This window comes from Acidithiobacillus ferriphilus (assembly GCF_018854775.1).
Classification (GTDB): Bacteria; Pseudomonadota; Gammaproteobacteria; order Acidithiobacillales; family Acidithiobacillaceae; genus Acidithiobacillus; species Acidithiobacillus ferriphilus.
Map to the genome: position 1 here is coordinate 1 of NZ_JAAZTY010000273.1, position 2,080 is coordinate 2,080.

2 protein-coding genes are annotated in these 2,080 nt (G+C 59.4%); both read left to right on the top strand.

Annotation, left to right across the window (positions count from 1 at the left end):
- A partial coding sequence (locus HF921_RS13175) for a TolC family outer membrane protein (RefSeq protein WP_226834636.1) occupies positions 1-1,284 on the top strand: 1,284 nt, incomplete at its 5' end.
- A 195-nt stretch (positions 1,285-1,479) separates the two neighbouring features.
- On the top strand, positions 1,480-2,080 hold a 601-nt coding region (gene murJ, locus HF921_RS13180; RefSeq protein ID WP_319025498.1), incomplete at its 3' end, for a murein biosynthesis integral membrane protein MurJ.

Below are 2,080 nucleotides of genomic sequence, written 5' to 3' on the forward strand. Positions count from 1 at the left end.
ATTCTGGGCGCGACGCCCGCCGGGGCGGAAAGCCTCGTTGAGGCCTATCAGCAGGCCTACCAGACAGATCCGACACTGGCGCAGGCCCGCGCCGAACTGTCGGCTCAGATGCAGGACAAGCCTCTCGCCCGTTCCGCCCTGCTCCCCCATGTGGGTGCCGGTGCCGGTGTTGGCTTTAACACCGCCGACATCACCGGCTTTGGAGCGGGGCCCATCAATCGCGCTTACCTGTCCGACAACTATAGCGTCAACATTACCCAATCCGTTTTTGATGGTCAGGCATGGACAGCGCTCAAGCAAGCCGACACCGAGATTCAGGCCAGCGCCGCAGCTCTCACTTATACCGAGCAACAACTGGCTTTGAAGGTGGCTCAGGCCTACTTCGGCGTACTGGAGGCCCAGGCCCAGAAACACGTCGCCGAAAAACAGAAATCGCTGCTCGAAAGTATTTACAAACAGACCGACGCCACCCTGAAAATCGGCACCGGGGACATCATTGCCGTACGTGAGGCACAAGCCCGCCTTGATGCCGCCAAAGCCGATCTCATCAAGGCCCGCAACGGGGTCGCTGTTGCCCAGCGCCGCCTGCAACGACTCACCCATCATCCCATCGGCGTGCTCGACAACCTGGGGCATTACGAGGCCATGGGTCCCCAGCCCGACGATATGACCCGTTGGGTACAGAGTGCCGTCAAGGATCAACCGCTGATGCATCAGGCGGAAGCGCAGTTGCAAACCGCGCATGACCAAGTCGAATATAACCGCCGTGCGCGCTGGCCGGTGGTGAATCTTCAGGGTATCGCACAACACTCCCTGGGTAGCCCCTTCCCCGGCATGGCCCTGAATCAGGCCGGGGTGAGTCTCAACCTCTCCGTACCCTTCTATCAGGGCGGACACACCTCTGCCTCCGTACAACAGGCGCAGGCGCAGACCATCGCCAGTGTTGATCACGTCGCCAGTGTCCGCGATGAAGTCACGCTCAATACCCAGACCGCCTTCCTCAACCTCAAGGACAGCGTGGCACAATTACGCGCCGCCAAGGAAACCGCCGCCTCGGCCAAAGTTTCCCTGGAAGGCACGCGCAAAGGCTATGAGGTGGGTACCCGCTCCATCATCGACCTGCTGCAGACGGCCACGGATTACATCCGCGCCGAGCAGAACTACAATGTGGCGTTCTATAATCAGATAATAGCGCGGGTACAGCTTAAGGCTGCCTCTGGTCAAATCAATATGGCGGATCTCGAAGCCGTCAATGCCTTGCTGGACAATAGCGCAAACCCATAGTCCACCAAGTTGGTGGACTATGGTGCGTGGCCACCGCCAAGAAGACGCAACGAGTTTTTCGTCATTCGCGGAACACCAGGCCACCCTATAAAATGGCTACATTACTTGTCGACATACTGCGCGTGCTCTTGGCGCACCCTCAGCCGCGTGCCATCATCCAACGATGAACCCTCCCCACCTGACGATTACCTCGCCATGAGCAGCCACCACCCCCTGCGCAGCGTGCTCAAGATAGGCAGCAATACCATGCTGTCACGCCTGTTGGGCTTTGCTCGCGACGTGATTCTGGCGCGGCTCTTCGGTGCTGGCGCAATAGCCGATGCGTTTTTTGTCGCCTTCCGTATCCCGAATTTATTCCGACGTCTCTTCGGTGAAGGCGCCTTCTCCCAGTCATTCGTCCCGGTGCTGGGGGAGTATCGGGCCACCCGCTCCGTCGAGGAAACCCGAGCCTTTGTCGCGGACGTAGCAGGCTGGCTGACCCTCACCCTGGCAGTCGTCACCATCGTGGGGATACTGGGGGCCAGTGCCGTTGTCTATGCCATCGCCCCCGGTTTTGCGGACAGCCCGGACAAATTTCACCTCACCGTAGAGCTGCTGCGCATCACCTTTCCCTACCTCTTTTTCATCTCTCTGGTGGCACTGGCTGGTGGTGTGCTGAACACCTACGGACGTTTTACGGTACCCGCCTTTACACCGGTCTTTTTGAATCTGAGCATTATCGCAGCGGCGGTCTTCTGGGCGCCGCACCTTCAACAACCCGCTATAGCAGTGGCCTGGGGAGTTTTCATCGGCGGGG